The sequence below is a fragment of the Paenarthrobacter sp. NPDC091669 genome (assembly GCF_044756725.1).
Taxonomy (GTDB): domain Bacteria; phylum Actinomycetota; class Actinomycetes; order Actinomycetales; family Micrococcaceae; genus Arthrobacter; species Arthrobacter bambusae_C.
This window is the reverse complement of sequence record NZ_JBIVTK010000005.1, coordinates 293,394-314,123: the sequence shown is the minus strand read 5'-3', so window position 1 is coordinate 314,123 and position 20,730 is coordinate 293,394. Positions and strand designations below refer to the sequence as shown.

The following is a 20,730-nucleotide window of genomic DNA, read 5'->3' as shown; positions in this document are numbered from 1 at the left end:
TTCCGTGGGGTTACGTACCCGGAGGGGAGTCCTGGAGCTCCTTGGCGATTTCCGCGGCCTCGCTTCGGAGCATGTCAAGGACGATCCCGATGGTTCCCCGGGCCGCAACTTCCTGACGGGAAAGTGCCACGATGCTCCTGCTGGCCTTCACTCCAGTGAGTGGCCGAAGCACCAGGCCCCGCCTGGCACTGGCCCGGGCCGTGTACCGCGGGAGGAGGCAGATCCCATGGCCCGCACCTACCAGTGCCTCCAGGACCCGCAGGTCCGGATACCGCTGGCCACGGTTGGCCTGACGGCCAGCGTGGAGTTCGATTTGGCGAAGGACAGTGTCAAAGGGAAACCCCTCCGGCACACCGATCCAGGGGTAGTCAACAACATCGCCGGGACTCAACCTCGCCTTGGCTGCCAGCGGGTGGCCAGCAGGCAGGGCGACGTCGAGGGCTTCTTCAAGCAGCGGAACCACCGTCAGTCCCTGCCGCGCAAACACTTCCGGACCATCCACGCTGTGGGCCAGGACAATGTCATAGTCGGCCACCAATGGCGCGAAGTGCGCGGTTCCCGGATCCTCGAAATGTGCGTCGAAAGTCAGCCCCTCAACAGCGGACACCCGATGCAGCACCCCGGGCAGCAGCATTTCTGCCGCGCTGGGGAAGAACGCCGCGGACACGCGGGTCTGCCACCCCTTCCTGTAGGTGTCGATGGTGGACTCAGCCCGCGCCAAGGCGGTGGCGATGTCGGCAGCCGCGGCCGCCATGGCATATCCCGCCTCGGTCAACTGCACTCCCCTGCCAACCTTTTCCACCAGCACTACACCAATTTCCGCCTGCAACGTCTTCAGTTGCTGCGAGACTGCCGACGCCGTGACATTCATCGCTTCAGCCGTGGCACCCACACTTTGACGGTCTGCCAACTCGCGCAGAATCTGCAGCCTTTTCACGTCCATTCAGCCAGACTAGGCGACCAGGCGGAATTCCATTCACCATGATTTCCAGCACCGCGATTTTCCTCAGCAAACTGATCACATTCCACGGAACAGCAGGTCAAAGGCTGGACAGCCCATTAGCAGGCACGTAACGTCAGGAACACCACGAACTGCACCCCTGTGAGCAGAAGGGCATCCACATGGACTGGATAATTTGGGTCATTGTCATTGTGTTGGTCATTGCCATTGTTTGGTGGCTTATGAACCGGAACAAAGCACGTAATTCCTCCTCAACCCACGCTCCCGCCGCAATGGAGCCCGCCAACACCACGTCCCTGCCGGATGCGGCCGCCGCGACAGCAGGGGTGGCAGGCCTGGCCGGCGTCACCAACCTGGGTAAGGCGGCCGCCGAGGGCAGCGGGCCCACCGGTGACGAATCCACTCAGGACCCTGCCCGGGAAGCAGCAAGAGAACCAGTTCGGGAATCGGTGGACGAGTCCATCGCTGATGAACCGGCTGAGCTCAAAGCCCGCAGGGACCAGGAGGCTGCCGACGCCTCGTTGACCAGGGACACACAAGCTGAGCCTGACGCCCTTATGGGTGACGAATCACCCCGGGAACCCGCTCGGGAACCAGTGGCAGCGCCTTCTCCCGACCCCGTGCCGTCTCCCACCCCCGGCCTCACAGTGGAAGAGCCCGTTGTTGCCGCTCCAGTGGTGGAGGAACCGGTGGTTGAGGAACCCGTGGTGGCCCACCCGACAGTAGGCACCGATGCCACTGTCCACTCGGCTGATGCCGGCGACGTTGACGACTGGGATGCGGGTGCGTCGAAGCCCGCAGGCAAGGATGACGCTGCAGACAAGGCCGAGTGGGAATCGTCGTGGACCGACTCATCCGGCGCACCTGTCCACCACCACGAATACACGGACATGCACTCCCCCACCCTTCCGGGCGCCGAGTCTGCAGCGGCCGAGGATCCCACAACCTCCGGGCACCTTGCCGCCGAGCACCCCTACGGAACCGGCTCCTCCAGCATTGCAGGAGACGCCTACCCCGTAAAAGCCAACGCGACGGCCATGACGTACCACGACGAAGACACTGTGGACTATGACGACGTTGCCGCTGATGTGTGGTTCGAATCGGCCGCGCATGCAGAAGCCGCGGGGTTCAGGCCCCCCAAACGCAACAGGCACTGACCCGGTAAGCCACCACTTGACCGGTAACTTCGGACCTCGATAACGGACGCTCGCATGGGCACGCACTCACCGGAACGGCGAAGGCGGATGATGCTTGCCTCCGCGTTCGCGACAATCCTGGTGATGACGGGCTGCACAGGCAGCCCATCATCACCGGGGACCGCGGCAACACCGAATCCCACCGCCACGGCCCCAACACCTTCCAGCCCCGGCAGCAGCCAGGGGCAGGCAGGCGGTCAAGGGACGGCCGGCAGCCCGCAGGCTCCCGAGCTCGCCGAAAAGCTAGACGTCGGGTTGCAGCTGCCGTGGTCGGTGGTGTTCCTGCCGGACGGCACAGCAGTGGTATCTGAGCGCGATTCCGCCCAGGTCAAAGCCATCAGTGACGGCCGGTCCACCACCATAGGTGAGGTGGCCGGCGTCGTCCCTGGAGGCGAAGGTGGCCTCCTGGGCCTTGCAGTGTCGCCGACCTTCCAGAACGACCGCTGGCTCTATGCCTATTTCACGTCCGCCAGCGACAACCGTATTGCGAGGATGAAGCTCGGCGAAGAGAGCGGGGGGACGTTGTCACTCGGCGAACCCGACGTCATTTTCTCGGGGATTTCCAAGGCCTCAACCCATAACGGTGGGCGAATCCGCTTTGGCCCCGACGGCTTCCTTTATGTGGGCACGGGAGACTCGCAACGCCGGGAACAACCGCAGGACACCAACGCCCTGGGTGGCAAGATCCTGCGCCTCACCCCCGAAGGACAGCCAGCCCCCGGAAATCCCTTCGGCGACAATCCCGTCTTCAGCTACGGGCACCGAAACGTACAGGGTTTGGCATGGGACAGCGAGGGAAGGTTGTGGGCCAGTGAGTTTGGCCCGGATGTGGATGATGAGTTGAACCTGATCACGCCGGGCGGCAACTACGGGTGGCCCACAGTCACCGGCGCACCGGGCAGGAACGGCCTGATCGATGCAAAGGTCGTGTGGCCTTCAACATCCGAAGCGTCTCCGAGCGGCCTTGAGATCGTCGGCGGTGTGGCGTACACAGGCGCCCTCCGCGGTCAACGGCTGTGGACGGTGCCGCTCGACGGCGAGTCAGCCGGGGAACCTGTGGCCTATTTCACAGGACAGCACGGGCGACTGAGGGACGTAGCTCGTGCCCCGGACGGCACTTTATGGGTGGTCAGCAACAACAGAAACCCCGACTTCGCGCTGATTCTGAGGGTCACGTCCTAGGGTCAGCGATAGGCGATGGGCCGATTTCACAGTTGAGCGGATGTCGTGTAGAGTTACATGTCGTTGCGGAGATCGCCGGGGAAAGAAAAGCTTCCGGTCAGGTTCAATTCAACAGCTGCACCTCTAGCTCAACTGGCAGAGCAATTGACTCTTAATCAATGGGTTCCGGGTTCGAGTCCCGGGGGGTGCACCAAGAAAGGCCTTGGAGTGTATTTCACTCCAAGGCCTTTTTTCATTTCCGCAGGGCCTTGGATTCACCTCTTCATGGCATGCATCACTCAGGGGACTTGATGGTTTTGAAACTGCAAAATCTGGTGTAGAGTTATTTGTCGTTGCGGAGCTCAACGAGGAATAAGAATTCCCCGGGCGGACCGAAACAACAGCTGCACCTCTAGCTCAACTGGCAGAGCAATTGACTCTTAATCAATGGGTTCCGGGTTCGAGTCCCGGGGGGTGCACCAATAACAAAGGCTCCGGATCGTGAAAACGATCCGGAGCCTTTTTTGTTTCCCATCCAAGGCGTTCCGGGAGGGAACACCCTGGATTGGACCTTGGTGTGGGTCAGCTTTGCGTGACGTCGGTGGCGTCGTCGCGGGGTTCCGACTCAGGAGCCGGTAAACCTGCCAGCCCCCGGACGACAATCCTGAGTTCCTCGCGCAGCCGTGCGGTATCAACGGCAACGGGCGACAAGACGTCCTGCTCAAGCTTCACTGCTTCTGCGAGAGCTGCACTGCCGGCCTCGGTCAGGGTCACCACATGGCTCCTGCGGTCGGAGTCGCTGCGCTGGCGCGCGATGTGCCCGTGCAGCTCCAACCGCGCAAGAGTAGTACCCATTGTCTGGGCCTTGACCCTTGCAACTTCGGCCAATGCCGCCTGGGTAATTGCACCTTTGGCGGCAAGCACTTGCATGGCAATGACCCCGGCATGGGTAAGGCCGATGGACTTCAATTTTTCGTTCCACGAGATTTCCACCAGGCGCGCAGCTGTCGAAAGCAATCGGGTGGTGGGCCATCTCTCCATATCTGGCATGCCGACAGTATATGCGCGGACGGGGAGCCAGCGCGGCTCCTCCGCACTAAACTGGGAAATCGCGAACCCCAGCAAGGAGCATATTGTGGCAGAACGACTTATCCCGGGCGACGTTGCCCCAAACTTCACACTTCCCGATGAAACCGGCAAAAGCGTCAGCTTGTCGGACTTCCAAGGGCGCAACACCATCGTGTATTTCTACCCTGCAGCATCCACCCCGGGGTGCACCAAGGAAGCGTGTGACTTCCGTGACACCCTGGCGTCGCTCCAGGCTGCAGGCTACGACGTCGTTGGCGTCTCCCCCGATCCCGTCAAGGCACTGGCAAAGTTTGCAGCCGAAGAGCAACTGACGTTCCCGCTGCTCTCGGACGAGGACCATGCAGTGGCTGACGCTTACGCGGCCTGGGGCGAGAAGAAGAACTACGGCAAGACCTACATGGGACTGATCCGGTCCACCATTGTGGTGGACCCCGAGGGAAAGGTGTCCCTGGCGCAATACAATGTCCGCGCAACCGGGCATGTTGCCAAGCTTCGCAGGGACCTCAAGCTGGACAAGTAGCGGGTACACTGGAGGCCGATAGCGGGCCGCCCCCAGGGGCACCAGCCATCAGCCGGCGCGAGTGGTGAAATTGGCAGACACGCAGGATTTAGGTTCCTGTGCCTTCGGGCGTGGGGGTTCAAGTCCCCCCTTGCGCACAGCATGAAACACACAGTGGCCGATGGGCCACCCCGGAACGCCCCCGGTTGCAGAACTTTGCAGCACGGGGGCGTTTTTCCTCAAGCAGCGGGGATGGCTTCCTGAAAGTGTGCTGGGAAGTGCACTCAGGACGTTCAACTAGACTGGAATGCGGTCTGGCCGAAGCCGGCCACAGCACTTCCAACCGGCTTGAGGGGACAAGAGTGGCAAGCAGCAAAATGCGGCGGCTGACCGTACAGTTCGGAGCTGCCGTAGCGGTTTTGGGGCTGGCAGCGTGTACAGGAACACCGGGCCCGGCACCGTCTTCGTCTTCCAGCAGTACCGCTCCGGTGGAGCCCACCGCCACCTTCAACTTCGGTACGGCTTCGATGCCATTGGGACTTGATCCCGCCATGACCGCCGATTCCGAGTCCTACCGCGTGACCCGCCAAGTCCTCGAGGGACTGGTCGGTGTGGATGGTGCCACGGGTGAGACCACTCCCCTGCTGGCTACGGAGTGGAAAGACAGCAACAACGGCCTCAGCTACGATTTCACGCTCCGCTCCGACGTAACCTTCCATGACGGCACGCCTCTGGATGCTGCAGCTGTCTGCGCAAACTTCAACCGCTGGTTCACGTTCCCCGCCGCGCTCCGGAAACAAGCCCCCGGAATCTCGTTCCAAGGGGTCTTCAAGGCCTACTCGGACGAACCGGTATTCTCCATCTTCAAAGACTGCAAAGTAGTCTCGGCCAACGACGTCCAAATCAACCTGACCCGGCCCTTCACGGGATTCTTGCAGGCGTTGACCCTCCCCGCCTTTGCCATCTCCTCGCCCACCGCCCTTGAGGCCCAAAAAGCGAACGTGCTGGACCAAACCCTGAATGGCCAGGCTGTGTCCGCCTATGCCAGCCACCCTGTGGGAACAGGTCCCTTTGCCTTCAGCGCATGGGATGGAAACAAACTCAGCCTCACCAGCTACAAGGGCTATTGGGGCAACAGGGGCCAGATCGCCACCATCAACTTCATTCCCTACGATCGGGCCGAAACGCGGCAGCAGGCCCTCCTGGACGGCAAGATTGACGCCTACGACCTCGTGACCCCCGGAACCTTTGACCAACTGGTCAAGAAGGGTGTCCAGATCATCCAACGCGACCCCTTCTCCGTGATGTACCTCGGGATCAACCAAGCCGTGGCGCCCTTGGAGAAGCTCGAAGTCCGCCAGGCAATCGAAATGGCAGTCGACAAGGAAACGCTGATCCGGCGGTTCTTCATCGACAACACGGCTCAGGCCTCACAGTTCGTGCCGCCCAAGCTCAGTGGCTTCAACAACAATGCCCCGTCCCTCGGATACAACCCCGAGAAGGCCAAGGAACTGCTGGAGAAGGCAGGCTACAAGGGTGAGGAAATCAAGTTCTACTACCCACTGAACGCCACCCGCGCCTACATGCCAACCCCCGAAAAGATTTATGCCGAAATCAGCCGCCAACTGGTTGCCGTGGGTTTCAACATCAAGCCAGTGCCAGTGGACTGGGAGGGCGGCTACCTGCAACGCGTTCAGTCGACAGGAGACCGCGGACTGCACCTTTTGGGCTGGAACGGCTCCTACGCCGACGCCGATAACTTCCTGGGGCCGCTGTTCGGCGAAACCCGGGCAGAGTTCGGCTATGCGGATTCGGAAGTCTTCCACAAGATCGAGCGGGCACGCGCCATGCCCGACGGAGACGACCGCAACGCCCAGTACCAGGCCATCAACGCAGAGATCGCGGCCTCGGTACCGGCCGTGCCGATCGCCTTCCCCATCTCCGCTTTGGCTTTGTCCAACAAGGTGGAAAGCTACCCGGCTTCACCTGTCCTCAACGAAGTTTTCACGAACGTCCGCTTAAAGCCTTGACGTTCGCCCGCAATTTCAGTATTGGGTCTGCGCGGGGATATTCTGTGACAGCCAGTGCCGCCGCTAACGGAGATTGATCGTGACCTTCATTTCCAAGACTCAACATGCCGACGTCGTCCTTATTGGCGGCGGAATCATGAGTGCCACCCTTGGTGCGTTCATCAAGCAACTCGAACCCACCTGGACCATCTCCCTGTTCGAACGACTCGACGAAGCGGGGCTTGAGAGCTCCGGACCGTGGAACAACGCCGGCACCGGGCATGCCGCGCTGTGTGAGCTTAACTACTCCCCCGCCGCCAAAGACGGCTCCGTGGACCCTTCCAAGGCCCTCCACATCAACGAGCAGTTCCAACTCTCACGTCAGTTCTGGTCCCATCTGGTGGACACCAAGGTCATTGGCTCCCCCAAGGGCTTCATCAACACCGTTCCGCACATGAGCTTCGTCATTGGCGACGACCATGCGAACTTCCTCAAGACCCGGTACGAGGCACTCAAGCCCAACACGCTGTTCCGCAGCATGGAATACACCGAGGACCAGGACCAGATTGCCAAATGGGCCCCCCTGATCGTCAAGGGACGCGACCGCCAGCAGCGCGTTGCCGCTACCCGCGCAGCTGAAGGCACCGACGTCGACTTCGGCGCCCTGACGCGTGAGCTCACAACCTACTTGCAGGACAGCGGCGCCGAGGTCAACTACGGTCACGACGTCACCAACATCAGCCGCGCAGCCGGTGGTGGATGGGACCTGTCCATCAAACACCCCAAGTCCGGCGAGCACGGCCGCATCCACGCGAAGTTTGTCTTCGTGGGAGCCGGCGGCGGTGCCCTCCACCTGCTTCAGGCCTCCGGTATTCCTGAGAGCAAGGGCTACGGCGGGTTCCCCGTTTCCGGCCAGTTCTTCCGCTGCACCGACGACGCCATCACGTCCCAGCACAGCGCCAAGGTTTACGGCCAGGCATCCGTGGGCGCGCCGCCCATGTCCGTCCCGCACCTGGATACCCGCTACGTGGACGGCAAGCGCTCCCTCCTGTTCGGCCCGTATGCCGGATTCTCCACCAACTTCCTGAAGACCTCCAGCTACCTTGACCTTCCGCTGTCCATCCGCCCCGGAAACATCATTCCGATGTTGGCCGTGGCCAAGGACAACATGGACCTCACCGCGTACCTCATCAAAGAGGTTGCCAAGCGGCACGAGGCCAAGGTTGAGGCCCTGCGTGAGTACTACCCCGAGGCAGCTGGCGGCAACTGGGAACTGATTACCGCTGGCCAGCGTGTACAAATCATCAAGAAGCACCCTCAGAAGGGTGGCGTCCTGCAGTTCGGCACCGAGGTCATTGCCTCCCGCGATGGTTCCGTTGGCGCACTGCTGGGTGCCTCGCCGGGCGCATCCACGGCTGTGCCGATCATGATCGAATTGCTGCAGAAGTCCTTCCCCAAGAACTTCAAGGGCTGGCAGTCCAGACTCAAGGAGATGATGCCGGGCTACGGCGTCAAGCTCAACGAGAACCCTGAGCTCGCTGCCGAACTGGAAGCAAGCACCGCGCGGTCCCTGCAGCTTGACGTGGCCAACGCCGTCCAAAGCTAGGCCACACCCGGGGCTGCGGCCGGTTCCCGTCAGACGAATCGTTACGTAGACCCTGGGAGTCAATGCAATGTTCCGCCTGGCCAAGCTTTCTCTGGGAAACCGGGCCCTGATCGCGCTGATCACCGTCTTTGCGGCGGTGTTCGGCGTGATCACTATGGGATCCCTGAAGCAGGAACTCATTCCGTCCATCGAGTTCCCGCAGATCACTGTGGTGGCCTCCATGCCTGGCGCCTCCCCGGAGGTCGTGGACAAGCAATTGAGCCAGCCCCTGGAAACCGCACTGAACAGTGTTGAGGGGCTGGAGTCCACCACGTCGACCTCGCGCAACGGTGTATCGCAGATCACCATGGTCTTCACGTACGGGTCCAACCTTGACCGGGCCCGGAACCAGATCGACCGGGCCATCTCGAACGCCAAGCGGGTGCTGCCCGCCGACGTCGAGCCCCAATCCATTGCCGGGAACATCAGCGATTTTCCCATCGTCTATCTGGCCGTATCCTCGGACAAGCCACTCAGCGAACTCAATGCCGACCTCTTGCGGCTGAGCGTTCCCCGGCTCCAGAAGATCGACGGCGTCCGCGGCGCCGATGTGACGGGCGGGGCCAGACAGCACATCCTGATCCAGCCCCGTCCTGCAGACCTGGCCACCAGCGGCGCGTCCATCCAGGCCATCAGCAACGCGCTGAAGAACAACGGCACTTTGGTCCCCGTAGGCACCATCGAGGACCAAGGCAAGACGTTGTCCCTCCAGCTCGGAAGTCCCGTGGATTCCCTGGACATCATCAAGGGGCTTCCCCTGGCCGGTGCCAAGAACGCTGCCACCATCGGGTCAGTAGCCGACGTCAGCATTGCGGACGACGCCGCCACCTCCATCACGCGCACCAACGGAAAACCGACACTGGCGTTGTCCGTGACCAAGAAGCCTGAGGGCGACACTGTGGCGATCTCGCATGCCGTGCGGGACGCGATCGGACCCATGCAGGACGAACTGGGCAATAACGCCACCTTCACGCCGGTCTTCGATCAAGCCCCGTTCATCGAGAAGTCCATCAAGGACCTCACCACCGAAGGCCTACTTGGGCTGGGCTTTGCCGTAGCCGTCATCCTGGTGTTCCTGATGTCCGTGCGGTCCACCCTGGTGACCGCCGTTTCCATACCGCTGTCACTTCTGATCACCTTTATTGGTATCTCCGCCACCGGCTATTCGCTGAACATCCTCACTCTGGGTGCTCTGACCATTGCGATCGGGCGGGTGGTGGATGACTCCATTGTGGTGATCGAGAACATCAAGCGACACCTCAGCTACGGCGAACACAAGCTCACCGCCATCCTGACCTCCATCCGTGAAGTCGCCGGAGCCATCACGGCCTCCACGCTGACCACCGTGGCCGTCTTCTTGCCCATCGCCTTTGTGGGCGACCTTGCTGGAGAACTGTTCCGGCCGTTCGCCCTCACAGTGACCATCGCGCTGTTGTCGTCATTGTTGGTTTCGCTCACGATCGTTCCTGTGCTGGCCTACTGGTTCCTCGCGTCCCCGGCGAAGGGCGCTAAAGAGGCGGCCTCCACCCAGGAGGCGGCAAAGAAGGCCCGGGAAGCCGAGCAAAAGAGCAGGCTCCAACGCGGCTACCTTCCGATCCTCGCGAAGACACAAAAGCATCCGGTCATCACGTTGTCGGCGGCGGCCCTGGTGCTCGTGGCCACTGTTGCCGTTTCACCGCTTCTGGCCACTGACCTGCTGGGCCGCTCCGGCGAGAACAGCATGACGGTACGCCAGGTCCTGCCCGCCGGGACCAGCCTGCAGGCCACCAGCGATGAAGCAGCCAAAATCGAAGATGCCTTGAAGGGTATCAAGGGCATCAAGGACGTGCAGGTCACCTCCGGAAATGCGCAGACCGGCTTCGCTGCCCTGACATCCACCGGTTCGTCCAACTCGACGTTCACCATTGTCACCGACGAGAAAGTGAACCAGACCAAGCTCCAGGATGAAGTCAGGTCCACACTTGAGGGTGCCGCGGGGAAGGTCACCGTTGGGTCCCAGCAAGGTGGTTTCGGTACGTCCTCCACGGTGGACATCACCATCCGGGCGGCGAACTCCGCCGACCTCCAAACTGCCAGCGATGCCATGGTTAAGGCCATGGACGGAGTGCCTGGCAGTTCCGAGGTAGCCACCAACCTCGCCTCCAAGCAATCGGTGGTCCAAGTTCGCGTTGACCGGGCCAAAGCAGTGGCAGCCGGCTTGACGGAGGAGCAGGTAGGGGCTTTCCTGGCCTCCACTGTCAGCCCCATCCCTGCCGGCACCATTCGGATCGATACCAACGACTACCCGGTGCAGATCGGTGAGGGCACACGGTTCACCAGCATCGCTTCAGTCCGGGCACTCCAGCTCCCCACAGCACGTGGTGGGGTGGCGTTGGAGTCCATTGCAGCCGTCGAGCAGGTTGATACCCCCGTCTCCATCACCAGCAGCAACGGGCAACGCACAGCGCGGGTGACCGTGGCGCCGTCGGGTTCCAACCTGGGCAGCGTGAGCACCGCCGTTCAGGAGCGACTGGCAACGGTGGAACTTCCGGCCGGGGTCACTGCCACCATCGGAGGTGCCACAACCCAGCAGGCTGAGTCTTTCCGGCAGTTGGGCCTGGCACTGCTGGCAGCCATCGCGATCGTGTACGTGATCATGGTGGCCGCGTTCAAGTCACTCATCCAACCGCTGATCCTGCTGGTGTCTGTTCCCTTCGCCGCCACGGGCGCGGTCGGGTTGCTGCTGGTGACCGGCGTTCCACTGGGCCTGCCCTCGCTGATCGGCATGCTGATGCTGGTGGGCATCGTGGTGACCAACGCCATTGTCCTGATCGACCTCATCAACCAGTACCGCAAGCCCCACGATGGCAGCCCGGGCATGAACGTGGCGGACGCCATCACGCACGGTGCGCGCCAGCGCCTCCGCCCCATCCTGATGACGGCATTGGCCACGGTGTTCGCACTGACGCCCATGGCATTGGGTCTCACGGGCGGCGGCGGGTTTATTTCGCAACCCCTGGCCATTGTGGTGATCGGCGGGTTGGTTTCGTCCACGGCCTTGACGCTGGTGCTGGTCCCCGTCCTTTACAAGCTGGTGGAAGGACGCAGGGAGAAGAAGGACCTGCTGAATGCCCTGCAGGACAAGCCAACGCCGTCCGGAGACGGCACATCCGGCAGCGCGAAAGGCGGCACAGCCAACGGCTCGTCGGATGAGTTCCAGGACTGGACCACCGGCATGATTCCCAGGGTCAAGGGCCGCCGCGCAGCCCATCATCCCGGCGAATAGCGGCCACTTCCAACAGACTCACCTTGACGTGCAGGGCCGGGAACAATTCCCGGCCCTGCCCTGTTACAGCTATCGATACATGCAAATGCATCTAGTTTGAGGTACACTGTTGAAAGAGCCCGGGACCACGGGCAGGGAGAAAGGCACATCATGCAGATCGGCGTATTCAGCGTCAGCGACATCACCACTGACCCCACCACGGGCCGCACGCCCACGGAAAACGAACGCATCAAAGCCTCCGTTGCCATCGCCAAAAAGGTCGAAGAAATCGGCATGGATGTCTACGCCCTGGGCGAGCACCACAACAGGCCGTTCTTCTCTTCCTCCCCCACCACCACCTTGGCGTACATCGCCGCGCAGACCGAACGCATCACGCTTTCCACTGCCACCACGCTCATCACCACCAATGATCCGGTGAAGATTGCCGAAGACTTCGCGATGCTTCAGCACCTCTCCGACGGCCGCGTGGACCTGGTCCTCGGCCGCGGCAATACGGCACCGGTATACCCCTGGTTCGGCAAGAACATCCAGGACGGCGTGGAACTCGCGATCGAAAACTACAGCCTGCTCCGCAAGCTGTGGGATGAGGACACCGTTAATTGGTCCGGCAAGTTCCGCACACCGCTGCAGAACTTCACCTCCACGCCGCGACCGCTCGACGGCGTCGCTCCCTTCGTGTGGCACGGTTCCATCCGTACGCCGCAAATCGCAGAGGTCGCTGCGTACTTCGGCGACGGCTTCTTCGCCAACAACATCTTCTGGCCCAAGGAGCACTACCAGCAGCTGATCGGCCTCTATCGCGAGCGGTACGAGCACTACGGACACGGCAAGGCAGACCAGGCAATTGTGGGCCTCGGCGGGCAGTTCTTCATGAGGAAGAACTCCCAGGACGCTGTCAAGGAATTCCGTCCGTACTTTGACAATGCGCCGGTCTACGGCCACGGACCGTCACTGGAGGACTTCACCTCCCAGACACCGTTGACTGTAGGAAGCCCCCAGGAAGTCATTGAAAAGACCTTGACCTTCCGTGAGGCCTTCGGTGACTACCAGCGCCAGCTGTTCCTGATCGACCACGCCGGCCTTCCGCTGAAGACTGTCCTGGAACAGCTGGACCTCTTCGGCGAGGAAGTCCTTCCCGTCCTGCGCAAGGAATATGCTGCCATGAAGCCGGCACACGTGCCGGATGCTCCGACACACGCATCCCGCGTAGCCGCAGCATTGGCGGAAAAAGTCACCGAATCCGCAACTGCCGGTGCCGCGGGGCAGGACGCCTGATGTCCGGTCCAACGGGCGCTGCGTCCTCCGCCGTTCGCCTCGCCGCCGAAACCTGGGAGTCGCTGTTCCGCTCCCAGGTGGCGGTGATGCGGAAGCTTCAGTCAGGACCGGCGTTCAAGACCCTCCCCGTCAAGGAATACGACGTTCTTTTTACGCTGTCCAAGTGCCCATCGGGGCAGCTCCGGCTTAATGAAATCAACGACAAAGTGCTGTTGAGCCAGTCGAGCCTGAGCCGCTTGGTGGACCGTCTTGAGAAGCGCGGTTTGGTGGAACGGACGGCAGCCCCCGACGACGGCCGCGGAGTGCTGCTCTCACTCACCGAAGCGGGCAGCGAGCTTCAAAAAACGATCGGGCGGGAACACGTGCGGGACATCGCCCACTTGGTGGGGCCGGCCCTCACCCCAGAGGAACAGCGCGAACTCCTTCGCCTGACCGAAAAACTACGTGCTTCCGTAGCGGGACACTAACGGCTTCCGCAGCGGGACACTAACGAAGGCTGACGAGCTCCCGGAGATCCTCTACCGGGAGCTCGCCGTTGACCGAGGCACTGACTTTGAGGGTCTTCAGTGTCAGGCTGCCGCCCACGGTGGAGAGAAACGCCGTATCCGAGGAATCCCGGCCGGCGGTAATCCTCAGCATGGATTCACGCGGTGCCAGACCCGTGGGGTCGACAATGTACCAGGCGCCGTCAATAAAGGCTTCGGCCACGGCATGAAAGTCCATGGGGCTCAACCCGGGTGCGTACACAGCAGCAAGCCGGGCAGGTACATCCTTGGCCCTCAACAACGCGATGGCCAGATGGGCGAAATCGCGGCACACTCCCTTGCGGTGCAGCAACGTTTCGACGGCGCCATCCGTACCCCGGGACGAGCCGCTGACGTAGCGGAGTTCCCCGTTGACCCAGGTGCGGACTGCCTGGAGCAGTTCAGTTCCTTGCAGCGAACCGAACTCGGCATAGGAGGTCGGCAGCAGCCTGTCAGACTCGGCGTACCTGCTGGGCCGGACGTAACGGATCAATTCCATGGGAGTTGACGTTTCAGGGATGCCAAAGCCGTGAACCGTGGCCCGGTACTCGACGGTCACTTCACTGGGCTCGGTGAACTCAAGGTAGTGGAAGCGTCCACCGTGGTGATCGCTGAGTTCGGCATAGGGAAGCTCTTCACCCGCAGAGGTGATGGACAGGGCCTCCGTCAATGAGTCGTAGCCGGAATTCCGGGCCACGGCTATTGCCATGGCTACTTTGGTGTTGGCTGCGGTCTTGAAAACGAGCGTGGCAGCAACGTTGCGTTCCATTGATCTCCGGGATATGTTGCGGCGGGCAGCCCCCAACGGCGCCGTATGTGTGAAGCAGCCAATCGCGGGACTATTGATTGACCTTCAGAGACAGTAGCATCCGCTGGACATTGGCGAATTCAGAACCATGGACCGCGTACTTCGCGGCCAGGTCCAGAGTGTCGAAGGATTTGGCCGGCGCCACCTTCTCATCGGCAGCAAACGCGTGCAGGGCGGGGATGTCCCCAAACGAATAGTCGCCCTCTCCGGCCGGTCCCAGCACCCGGTTCCGGAGTTCACACGACTGTCCGTCAGCCCCTGCCACCATGTTGGTGATGCCATAGGAGCCGAAGAACTTGTAGCCCTGGATCACCCGGAAAACGACACGCGGATCAATGGTGTCCGGGCCATTTGAATGCGGGACGTCCAAGGGGACGCTGCTGACCACCACATAGGGCCGCCCCTGTCCGGCCGGGCAGTCGACCGGGGCCGAGGGAGGCAGGCCTGTCTGGAGGGTGGCTACGTATTTACCCGCACCGTCCTTGACTTCCACCTTCACGGCACCGGCCAAAGCACCATCATCCGGAGTTACCGACTGGGCAATCCAGTCCTTGGGCAGATCGAAGCTGACAGTCTTGGCTGAATCCGAATAGGTCTTCCATGACAACGCTGTTGCTGCCCCGCTGGGACTGGGGCTGGCGCCGGCCGGATCAGACGAGCCTGTTGTCCCTCCGGATCCGGGCGTTGCGGAAGGTGAGTTGCCCGCTGTGCCTGGTTCCGGCGTCGAACTCTCTGGTGGCGCGCCTGTACCCGACTCCGAGCTGTTGGGCTTCGATGTCGCAGTAGAGGTGACTTGGGGTCCCTTGTTTTCAGCGGAACAGGCGGAAGTCGCGGCGAGTACCGCTCCTGCGAGTACCAGGGCAGAGAGCTTCACCGGAACGTACTTCAGGTTCATGATGCCCTTCATGACCTCAGCCTATCGGCGGCGATGCCGCGACACGCACAGGACTAGGCTGAGGGTATGGCTCCCGATCAGCAGGACTATTTCGAGGACGACATCCCCACCATGTCAGCGGCTGATATAGCTGACTGGCGCTTGCGGACGTTCGCCCTGTACGACAAAGTGCGTCAACTTGCAGCCACCAACCCGTTCGACGCCCACGTTTTCTGGCGCCAGGAGCGGGACCTGATGTTCGCCACCCATCCGGCATCCGCGCTGACTTCGGAGATGAAGGACTCTTTCTCGGGACTCCGCACCGCCGGCTACGATCCCGCCTTCCGCAGATACGCGGTGTTGTCTCCGAACGGCTCCGGGCAGGAGATGAACGTTGAGACGGGTACCGATGGCGTGGTGCCGTTCGTTCGCATCGGCACTTTCGAGCTGCCCGGCCTGGGCTCGTTGGCGGTGTGGCGGCTCCGGAGCTACGGGGGCGGGATCTTTGTCCCGTTCCGCGACGCAACCGCTGGAAAGGACGGCGGAAGCTACGGGGCGGGACGCTACCTGCTGGACACGGTCAAGGGCTCATTCCACGGGACCAGAAACGCCTCCGGGGAACAGGAGTTCATCCTCGACTTCAACTTTGCCTACAACCCTTCCTGCGCCTACAACGAAGCCTGGGCGTGCCCGTTGGCTGGGCCGGACAACCGGCTGGCCGCGGATGTTCCCGTGGGCGAACTGTACTTGGGTTAGCCGAACAGTCCTCCCGGGCCAACGGCTGCGAGCGCCGCGATGGCTGCAAGTATGGTCACCGGTGCCACGATCAGGCCGTACACCGCATAGCCCTTCCACTTGATCAGCACATTCATCCGCACCAGTCGGTCGTGCCACAGCAGGGTGGCCAGCGAAGCCCAGGGAGTGATCAAGGGACCTGCGTTCACACCCACCAGCAGCGCCGCCATCCGCTCCGGACTTCCCGCCAGGGGCTCGGCCACGAGGTATGCCGGCAGGTTGTTGACCACGTTGGAACCCAAGGCGCCGGTCATGGCCAGCCTGAGCAGTTCAAGGAACCCGCTTCCTTGGCCTGCCACCTGTCCAAGCAGCACTGAGGCACCGAGGTATTGGGTAGCTTCCACCACCAGGAAGAGACCGCAGGTGAACAGCAACAATGACCACGGAATCAGCGTCACCGTGAGCACCTTGGGTCGTCTGAAGGCAAACATGCCGGCAAGGACCACGGCAGCGGCTGTGGCCGGAATCCAGATGGCGACGCCGGATACCAGCGCGGGCAACAGCAACACCAGGACTACTGCGCTGACCACCAGCAGGGGCGTGTCCGTGACGTGAGTCGCCGGAGTCATCCGGGCTGGCCGTTTGGCATCGAGGGCATAGCTCTTGCGAAGGTCGCGCCGGAACACCACAGCGATGAAAGCCAAGGGAACCAGTATTGCCGCCAACGACGGAGCCCACATCAGCTGGGCGAACTGCGCCGGGCTGATGTTGCCAAGATTGTGCTGCGCCAACAGGTTGGTCAGGTTGGAAATCGGGAGCAGGAGACTTGCTGTATTCGCCAGCCATACGGTTGTCAGGGCGAAGGGTAGAACCGGGAGACCCGCTTGGCGGGCCACCGTGACCACCACGGGGGTCAAGAGCACCGCCGTCGTATCCAGCGACAGGAAAACTGTGCTCAGGACGGCGAACAGTGCCAAAAGCAGCCATATGAGGACGCCACTGCCGCGTCCCCATCGACGCAGCCGCCGCGCGATCCATTGAAAGGTGCCGGCTTCGCTGACCAACTCCGTCACCACGGTCATGGCAACGACAAATCCCAGGATGGGCGCCACCCGGTCCACCAGTACCGCCACTTCCTGGAATGGCAGGACGCCCGTGGCCACGGTGATACCGCCAGCCACGAGGAGAATCAGTCCGATGATCGCCAGCCGCATGAGTCGGATTCTAAGCCCGGCGGCTGGGTTTCGGTCCCAGGTTCGTCCGGGCCACGGCTCAGACACCAGCGCGTCACCGGACAGTGCGTCGCCGTGCTGTGCGTCTCCCGACAGCGCGTCACCGTTCCGTAAGCAATGGAGCCCCTGCTCCGGTGACGTGAAGCCTAGCCTTGAGCTATGAACCGATTGCGGAGTTTCATCCGGGCGCACAGGACCCTTGCTGCAACAGCCGGAATGCTGATCCTGTCGGCGGTGGTGGTGGGAGCTGCACTCTTCCAGCCGTGGCGGCTGTTCACCAGCAGCAGCGTCAATGAGGCCCTGCCGGCGTTGGGGACGTCCACCGGGCAACCCTCGTCCGGCGGGACGGCGGGCCCGCCGTCCCGCCAGGCCGCGCCCAGCCAGGCGCCACCCAGCCAGGCACCACCCAGCCAGGCACCACCCAGCGGCCCCGCTGTGGTGGGCGGCGGTACTTTCCAATCCCAGGAGCATGAAACCACCGGCACGGCGCAGCTGTTGATGCTCCCCGACGGCAGCCATGTGCTCCGCCTCGAGAATTTGGCAAGCAGTGACGGACCTGACGTCAAGGTTTGGCTCAGCAGCCAGGAGGCCGGCGGCGACTGGTTCAAATACCGCTCGGGTCGCTATGTGGACCTGGGCGCCATCAAGGCCACCCACGGCAACCAAAACTATGTTGTTCCGGCCGGCACTGACATCGCAGGGTTGACGTCCGTAGTGCTTTGGTGTGATCGCTTCAGTGTTGCTTTCGGATCGGCCCCGCTCACCTGACGCGTTGCGGGGCCTGCTCTTCGCGCCAAGGCTCAGCCACAGGACGCAAAGCGGGCCCCACAACGCAGGACACCCTCCAAAGAGGACGTAGGATGTCATCATGACTTCACGCCTCCCCCGTCGCATCGCCCGCGTCCGGCCCGCCCAGGCTGCAACTGTCGCCGGCCAAACCTTTGCCCTTCAGGCTCCTGACGAGCACTTCTTTGTGGCCAACGATGCCTCGGACTTCACCTCCGTGGAAGGCACCCGGTGGACCGTGCTGGAGTCCCCCTTCCCGGCGTCCAGGGCCAATGCCAACAGCCCCGCCAGGGAAGGATGGGAGCTGGGCGCCGTAGTGAACCAGGACGCTTTTACTTTCCTTGCGCCTTCGGTACCTGCGAACGTCTTTGGCATGGCACACAACACCGGGCAGCCGGGCCGAGACCTGCCGCCCCAGGCTTTCCACAAGGCGGCATCGAGCGTGATCGGCCCGGGTGAGGCCATCCAGCTGGATTCCACCGTGGGCCACGTCGACCCGGAAGCGGAACTGACGGTCGTCGTCGGGCGCGCTGCGCGAGGCTTGACGCTGGAAACGGCTCGATCGGCGATTCTCGGCTACACCATCGGCAACGACGTTTCAGCAAGGGACCTGCAAAAGACCGACGAACTCTGGATCAGCGCAAAGAGCCAGGACACGTTTACTCCTGCGGGACCTTGGATGGTCACGGATCTTGACGACTCGAACCTGGAAATCGGGATCGTGCACAACGGCAACGAACTAAAGACCGCCAGTTCTGCTGACCTGGGCTGGAAGGTGGACGAGATCCTGGTCTACCTGAGCTCGTTCATGACCCTTCAGCCCGGCGACCTGGTGCTGACAGGGTTCCCCGCAGAGTGCGCCCGCATCCAACCCGGCGACACCGTGGTGTGCCGGGTTGAAGGAATCGGCGAGCTCCGGAACCCCGTCACCAGCGCTTCCTGGGAGGACCAACCTGCTTGATGTGTCAGGCTTAAGCCATGGAGACAGCTGCGGACGCCACTGAGCTACGGCCGTCTCCCCCACAGAAACCGCCCCGCACACGGCACCGCGGAGTCCTCAAATACCCCGTCGTGCGGCAACTGGCCCGCTTCACCGGAGTCGGAGTGGTATGCACGGCAAGCTCGCTGGCCATTTACGCGTTGTTGCGTCCGTGGATTGACCCGCAACTGGCCAACGCCGTGGCACTGATTGTGACGTCCCTGATGAATACTGCGCTGAACAGACGGCTCACGTTCAAGATCACGGGAAAGCATAAGCGCAGCCGGGACCATCTCAGTGGCGTCATAGTGATTGGCATTGCCTTGGTCATCACGGGCGGCAGCCTGGGTGTCCTGCACCTCATCCGGCCGGAAGCCACAGTCGCCGAAGAATTGTGGACTACTACGTTGTCCGGCTTCGTCGCCACAGCGGTCCGGTTTACCCTGCTGAGGCACTGGATTTTCCGGCGCGCACGGCACGTGTAATCCGCCGTGCCGCTGCAACCGGTCCCAGTGCAGTTATCCCGCTTGCGGGGATGCCAGGTTCCGGACGCGTCCGACGGCGGTTTCCACGGCGTCGGCGGCCTGGTCCAGTTCGGAGCCGGTGACAGTTGAGGTGAAGCTGAAGCGTACGGCCGTCTGGGCCGTTTCAGGCGCGATGCCCAAGGCCACCAAAACGGGTGACGGCGCATCGGATCCCGCAGCGCAGGCCGAGCCACTGGAACACACCACCCCAAGCCGCTCAAGCTCCAGCAACACCGACTCTCCACTGGTACCCGGGAAACAGAAGGACGCCACCGACGGCAGACGCTGCAGCCGGTGGCCGGTGACCACAGCGCCTGCGACACCGGCCCGGATCCGTTCGATGAACTGATCCCTCAAGCCTGAGACTCGAGCGGCCTGTTCCGGTTGCTCAGCGCTGGCCAACGACAAGGCAGTGGACAACGCCACCGCGCCGGCCACGTTCTCCGTCCCCGATCGCCTACCCCGTTCCTGGCCCCCACCGTGCACCAAGGGCTCCACCCGGAGCCGCCCTTTGGTGAACAACACACCGGATCCCTTGGGAGCACCAATTTTGTGCCCGGACATGCTCAATGCATCCACCCCGAGCGCTTTGACGTCCAGGGGCAACCATCCTGCAGCCTGGACGGCATCGGTGTGGAAGGGGACACCGTGGTTCCGCGCCACGGCCGCCAAGGCTGATACTGGCTGGACCGTTCCGATCTCGTTGTTCGCATACATGATGCTGACCAACGCTGTGTCCGGCCGCAACACGGCACTCAGTCCCTCAACGGAGACCATGCCCTCACCGTCCACCGGCAGCACGTCCACGATGAACCCGTGCACCCGCTCCAAGTACCTCGCCGATTCCTCTACGGCGGGATGTTCGATCGCGCTGATGACCACCCTGTTCAGTGACGGATCAGCCAAGCGCCGGGCCAGCGCGATGCCTTTGACGGCCAGGTTGTCTGCCTCAGTGCCTCCGGAGGTGAAGGTCACCTCACCGGCCCGGCAATTGAGGATCTTCGCGACGCCGGCACGCGCCCCGGCGAGCGCCGCTGCTGCCGCTTCACCCAGGGTGTGGTGGCTGGAAGGGTTGCCGAACTCACCGCTCAAGTGAGGCCACATGGCCTCAAGTGCCTCGCGGCGAACTGGAGTAGTGGCGGCGGCGTCGAGGAAGATCATGGCAGTG

18 protein-coding genes and 3 tRNA genes are annotated in these 20,730 nt (G+C 62.4%); 15 read left to right on the top strand and 6 right to left on the bottom strand.

Annotation, left to right across the window (positions count from 1 at the left end):
* Nucleotides 1-10: 10 nt before the first annotated feature.
* Nucleotides 11-943, bottom strand: a complete 933-nt coding sequence (locus ACIQLI_RS11170) for a LysR family transcriptional regulator (protein ID WP_400388147.1) — start codon at nt 941-943, stop codon at nt 11-13.
* Nucleotides 944-1,122: 179 nt separating this feature from the next.
* Between ACIQLI_RS11170 and ACIQLI_RS11165 the strand changes: the two genes are divergently transcribed.
* The 4 genes from ACIQLI_RS11165 (at nt 1,123) to ACIQLI_RS11150 (ending at nt 3,800) form a co-directional block, all read left to right on the top strand.
* Nucleotides 1,123-2,118 carry a hypothetical protein gene (locus ACIQLI_RS11165; protein WP_400388144.1) on the top strand — a complete coding sequence of 332 codons (996 nt, stop codon included), beginning with the start codon at nt 1,123-1,125 and terminating at the stop codon, nt 2,116-2,118.
* A 54-nt stretch (nt 2,119-2,172) separates the two neighbouring features.
* On the top strand, nt 2,173-3,339 hold the full coding sequence (locus ACIQLI_RS11160) for a PQQ-dependent sugar dehydrogenase (RefSeq protein WP_400388141.1): 1,167 nt from the start codon (nt 2,173-2,175) through the stop codon (nt 3,337-3,339).
* A gap of 117 nt (nt 3,340-3,456) precedes the next feature.
* Nucleotides 3,457-3,532 (top strand) — tRNA-Lys (locus ACIQLI_RS11155).
* 192 nt (nt 3,533-3,724) lie between these two features.
* A tRNA-Lys gene (locus tag ACIQLI_RS11150) sits at nt 3,725-3,800 on the top strand.
* 100 nt (nt 3,801-3,900) lie between these two features.
* Here ACIQLI_RS11150 and ACIQLI_RS11145 read toward each other — a convergent pair.
* Nucleotides 3,901-4,368: a MarR family transcriptional regulator gene (locus tag ACIQLI_RS11145; RefSeq protein ID WP_354228460.1), complete on the bottom strand. Its 468-nt coding sequence runs from the start codon at nt 4,366-4,368 to the stop codon at nt 3,901-3,903.
* 85 nt (nt 4,369-4,453) lie between these two features.
* Between ACIQLI_RS11145 and bcp the strand changes: the two genes are divergently transcribed.
* The 7 genes from bcp to ACIQLI_RS11110 all read left to right on the top strand — a co-directional run bounded on the left by bcp (nt 4,454) and on the right by ACIQLI_RS11110 (nt 13,567).
* Nucleotides 4,454-4,927 carry a thioredoxin-dependent thiol peroxidase gene (gene bcp / locus ACIQLI_RS11140; protein ID WP_400388137.1) on the top strand — a complete coding sequence of 158 codons (474 nt, stop codon included), beginning with the start codon at nt 4,454-4,456 and terminating at the stop codon, nt 4,925-4,927.
* Nucleotides 4,928-4,982: 55 nt separating this feature from the next.
* Nucleotides 4,983-5,064: transfer RNA gene (locus tag ACIQLI_RS11135), tRNA-Leu, on the top strand.
* Between the two features lie 219 nt (nt 5,065-5,283).
* Nucleotides 5,284-6,936, top strand: a complete 1,653-nt coding sequence (locus tag ACIQLI_RS11130; RefSeq protein WP_400388199.1) for an ABC transporter substrate-binding protein — start codon at nt 5,284-5,286, stop codon at nt 6,934-6,936.
* Nucleotides 6,937-7,015: 79 nt separating this feature from the next.
* Nucleotides 7,016-8,521: a malate:quinone oxidoreductase gene (locus ACIQLI_RS11125; RefSeq protein WP_354228454.1), complete on the top strand. Its 1,506-nt coding sequence runs from the start codon at nt 7,016-7,018 to the stop codon at nt 8,519-8,521.
* Between the two features lie 67 nt (nt 8,522-8,588).
* A complete protein-coding gene (locus ACIQLI_RS11120) occupies nt 8,589-11,825 on the top strand; it encodes an efflux RND transporter permease subunit (RefSeq protein ID WP_400388133.1) in 3,237 nt (1,078 codons plus the stop codon).
* Nucleotides 11,826-11,975: 150 nt separating this feature from the next.
* Nucleotides 11,976-13,100 carry an LLM class flavin-dependent oxidoreductase gene (locus tag ACIQLI_RS11115; protein ID WP_400388130.1) on the top strand — a complete coding sequence of 375 codons (1,125 nt, stop codon included), beginning with the start codon at nt 11,976-11,978 and terminating at the stop codon, nt 13,098-13,100.
* Nucleotides 13,100-13,567: a MarR family winged helix-turn-helix transcriptional regulator gene (locus tag ACIQLI_RS11110; protein WP_207593845.1), complete on the top strand. Its 468-nt coding sequence runs from the start codon at nt 13,100-13,102 to the stop codon at nt 13,565-13,567. Before ACIQLI_RS11115 ends, ACIQLI_RS11110 begins: the two co-directional genes overlap by 1 nt.
* 19 nt (nt 13,568-13,586) lie before the next feature.
* Here the strand turns inward: ACIQLI_RS11110 and ACIQLI_RS11105 are convergent, their stop codons facing one another.
* Nucleotides 13,587-14,393: a transglutaminase family protein gene (locus tag ACIQLI_RS11105; protein ID WP_400388126.1), complete on the bottom strand. Its 807-nt coding sequence runs from the start codon at nt 14,391-14,393 to the stop codon at nt 13,587-13,589.
* 70 nt (nt 14,394-14,463) lie between these two features.
* Entirely contained in the window at nt 14,464-15,339 is an 876-nt protein-coding gene (locus ACIQLI_RS11100) for a hypothetical protein (protein ID WP_400388123.1), read from the bottom strand.
* 54 nt (nt 15,340-15,393) lie between these two features.
* On the opposite strand from ACIQLI_RS11100, the gene ACIQLI_RS11095 reads away from it, so the two are divergent.
* On the top strand, nt 15,394-16,062 hold the full coding sequence (locus ACIQLI_RS11095) for a DUF1684 domain-containing protein (RefSeq protein ID WP_400388121.1): 669 nt from the start codon (nt 15,394-15,396) through the stop codon (nt 16,060-16,062).
* Here the strand turns inward: ACIQLI_RS11095 and ACIQLI_RS11090 are convergent.
* Nucleotides 16,059-17,255, bottom strand: coding sequence for an SLC13 family permease (locus ACIQLI_RS11090; RefSeq protein WP_400388118.1), 1,197 nt, complete (start codon nt 17,253-17,255; stop codon nt 16,059-16,061). The genes ACIQLI_RS11095 and ACIQLI_RS11090 overlap by 4 nt on opposite strands.
* Nucleotides 17,256-17,432: 177 nt before the next feature.
* Between ACIQLI_RS11090 and ACIQLI_RS11085 the strand changes: the two genes are divergently transcribed.
* From ACIQLI_RS11085 to ACIQLI_RS11075, 3 genes are all read left to right on the top strand, one after another.
* The gene (locus ACIQLI_RS11085) at nt 17,433-18,041 is read left to right on the top strand and encodes a DM13 domain-containing protein (protein ID WP_400388115.1); all 609 of its coding nucleotides are present in this window, start codon (nt 17,433-17,435) and stop codon (nt 18,039-18,041) included.
* A 100-nt stretch (nt 18,042-18,141) separates the two neighbouring features.
* Nucleotides 18,142-19,020 (top strand): fumarylacetoacetate hydrolase family protein, encoded by an 879-nt coding sequence (locus tag ACIQLI_RS11080; protein ID WP_400388112.1) that lies wholly within the window; start codon nt 18,142-18,144, stop codon nt 19,018-19,020.
* 17 nt (nt 19,021-19,037) lie between these two features.
* The gene (locus tag ACIQLI_RS11075) at nt 19,038-19,523 is read left to right on the top strand and encodes a GtrA family protein (protein WP_354228435.1); all 486 of its coding nucleotides are present in this window, start codon (nt 19,038-19,040) and stop codon (nt 19,521-19,523) included.
* Nucleotides 19,524-19,556: 33 nt separating this feature from the next.
* On the opposite strand, the gene ACIQLI_RS11070 is transcribed toward ACIQLI_RS11075, so the two are convergent.
* The gene (locus ACIQLI_RS11070) at nt 19,557-20,723 is read right to left on the bottom strand and encodes a cysteine desulfurase family protein (protein WP_400388109.1); all 1,167 of its coding nucleotides are present in this window, start codon (nt 20,721-20,723) and stop codon (nt 19,557-19,559) included.
* Between the last annotated feature and the right edge of the window lie 7 nt (nt 20,724-20,730).

Excerpts from the sequence above, each read along its gene's own strand:
- ACIQLI_RS11120 (WP_400388133.1), top strand. The coding sequence starts at position 8,589 with ATGTTCCGCCTGGCCAAGCTTTCTCTGGGAAACCGGGCCCTGATCGCG.
- ACIQLI_RS11170 (WP_400388147.1), bottom strand. The coding sequence starts at position 943 with ATGGACGTGAAAAGGCTGCAGATTCTGCGCGAGTTGGCAGACCGTCAA.
- ACIQLI_RS11105 (WP_400388126.1), bottom strand. The coding sequence starts at position 14,393 with ATGGAACGCAACGTTGCTGCCACGCTCGTTTTCAAGACCGCAGCCAAC.
- ACIQLI_RS11075 (WP_354228435.1), top strand. The coding sequence starts at position 19,038 with ATGGAGACAGCTGCGGACGCCACTGAGCTACGGCCGTCTCCCCCACAG.
- ACIQLI_RS11160 (WP_400388141.1), top strand. The coding sequence starts at position 2,173 with ATGGGCACGCACTCACCGGAACGGCGAAGGCGGATGATGCTTGCCTCC.
- ACIQLI_RS11080 (WP_400388112.1), top strand. The coding sequence starts at position 18,142 with ATGACTTCACGCCTCCCCCGTCGCATCGCCCGCGTCCGGCCCGCCCAG.
- ACIQLI_RS11090 (WP_400388118.1), bottom strand. The coding sequence starts at position 17,255 with ATGCGGCTGGCGATCATCGGACTGATTCTCCTCGTGGCTGGCGGTATC.
- ACIQLI_RS11115 (WP_400388130.1), top strand. The coding sequence starts at position 11,976 with ATGCAGATCGGCGTATTCAGCGTCAGCGACATCACCACTGACCCCACC.
- ACIQLI_RS11110 (WP_207593845.1), top strand. The coding sequence starts at position 13,100 with ATGTCCGGTCCAACGGGCGCTGCGTCCTCCGCCGTTCGCCTCGCCGCC.
- ACIQLI_RS11100 (WP_400388123.1), bottom strand. The coding sequence starts at position 15,339 with ATGAAGGGCATCATGAACCTGAAGTACGTTCCGGTGAAGCTCTCTGCC.
- ACIQLI_RS11085 (WP_400388115.1), top strand. The coding sequence starts at position 17,433 with ATGAACCGATTGCGGAGTTTCATCCGGGCGCACAGGACCCTTGCTGCA.
- ACIQLI_RS11145 (WP_354228460.1), bottom strand. The coding sequence starts at position 4,368 with ATGCCAGATATGGAGAGATGGCCCACCACCCGATTGCTTTCGACAGCT.
- ACIQLI_RS11070 (WP_400388109.1), bottom strand. The coding sequence starts at position 20,723 with ATGATCTTCCTCGACGCCGCCGCCACTACTCCAGTTCGCCGCGAGGCA.
- ACIQLI_RS11165 (WP_400388144.1), top strand. The coding sequence starts at position 1,123 with ATGGACTGGATAATTTGGGTCATTGTCATTGTGTTGGTCATTGCCATT.
- ACIQLI_RS11095 (WP_400388121.1), top strand. The coding sequence starts at position 15,394 with ATGGCTCCCGATCAGCAGGACTATTTCGAGGACGACATCCCCACCATG.
- ACIQLI_RS11130 (WP_400388199.1), top strand. The coding sequence starts at position 5,284 with ATGCGGCGGCTGACCGTACAGTTCGGAGCTGCCGTAGCGGTTTTGGGG.